Origin of the sequence: Flavobacterium hydrophilum (genome assembly GCF_003202405.1) — a bacterium.
In the GTDB taxonomy this organism is placed as follows: Bacteria; Bacteroidota; Bacteroidia; order Flavobacteriales; family Flavobacteriaceae; genus Flavobacterium; species Flavobacterium hydrophilum.
In genome coordinates, this window is record NZ_QJHL01000015.1 from 1 (window position 1) to 1,621 (window position 1,621).

The window sequence follows — 1,621 nt, forward strand, 5'->3', positions numbered from 1 at the left end:
ACGGATATTGCTTTTGCTGTGACCACAGCACCTGTTTGTCCGAGCAATGTTGCCGATATTACTTTGACAGTATCTGGCGGATATGTGCCTATGGCTAAATACGAGATCATTTCTCCAATCACGGTTGATAACGGGAATAATTCATTATTTACAGGTTTGGCCCCTAATACTTATTTATTCAAAGTAACGGATGCCAATGGCTGTTCAATAGAGGAGAATTACACGGTTGATCCTGTAACCCGAATTGCTATTTCAGGGGCATTGCTTACTGATATCTCATGTAATGCTGCAGACGGGACTACTAATAACGGTTCAGCGCAGTTTACCGTTACAGGCTTCAGCGCCACTGGCAATTACAGTGTTGTGACTTCTCCGGTAGTTGCAGCGGCACAGCTTTCACAAGCTGGCGACGTAATTACTTTAACAGGATTATCAGCAGGTACTTATACAGTGACTGTTCAGGACAATACAACACATTGTTCAGAGAGTGCAGCTGTTACTATAACAGAACCAAACGCGATTGATTTTGATGCAATTGGCACAAAAGTGTTCTGTTCACAGGATGTTTCAAGCATCACAGTTAGCGCTGTGACCGGCGGAACAGGCTCTTATACTTACGCAGTTGTACAAGGCGGATCATCGGCTCCGATTGCTTCTGCTTATGGTACAAATGCGGTTATGTCAGTAGATACGAACCTTACGAATCTGTCATGGGATGTTTATGTAAAAGATTCTAACGGCTGTATCCATATGGAGAATGTTACCATTACAAACAATGCAGCGCCAAGCATTACAGCTGCGGCAGCGCAATGTTATGTTGGATCAGCATTGACAGTTGACTTAGACCTTTTGACCACGACTTATAACGGAGTTAAATCCTATACAGTAAACGGATCGGCTATAGCTACATCAACGGCTACATTCACAGCTCCTGGTACTTATACATTAGGAATCAAGGATGACAATGGCTGTGAGGCATTTGTAAGCTATACAATCGAGAAACAGTTGCTGGCTACAGCTACATTGACTAAAGACCTGTATTGTGCAGGATCAGTTAATGCTACTATTGATGTTGTTATTACAGACGGAGTTGGGCCATATACTTACCAAATGTATGTAGGCGGGGTTGCTACAGGACCAGCAACAGCTACAGCAGCAGGCTTTACAGCTTCAGTTTCAGCAGCAGGCAGCTATACATTTGTGATAACAGACAGCAATGCGGCAGTTTGTTCTGTAACGACCAACGCGGCAGTTGTAACTACACCTGCAACGCCAGTAGCTTTTGCAGTTCCAACGGCAGTAATCTGTAATGGAGAGAGCAACGGAACAATCGCAGTAACGCCATCAAATGGAGTTGCGCCTTATACTTTTGTTCTAAGCGGCACAGGAGCTAATACAAGCGGAGATGCCACAGGAGTTTATACAGGATTAGTTGCAGGAACAACATATTCAGTTGTAGTAACGGATGCCAAAGGATGTGCTTCATTGGCAGTTCCGGTAACGATCACCGAGCCTGTATTATTGGCAGCTACAGCTTCAGTTACGCCATTTGGCTGTAACTCAGGCAATGTTGCCCAGCCTGCAGTTGTTACGGTAACAGCTACATCCGGTACAGGTACCT

At 44.5% G+C, this 1,621-nt stretch carries 1 protein-coding gene; it reads left to right on the forward strand.

The annotated features are described in order from the left end of the window. On the forward strand, positions 1–1,621 hold a 1,621-nt coding region (locus DMB68_RS23120), incomplete at both ends, for a SprB repeat-containing protein (protein ID WP_196783719.1).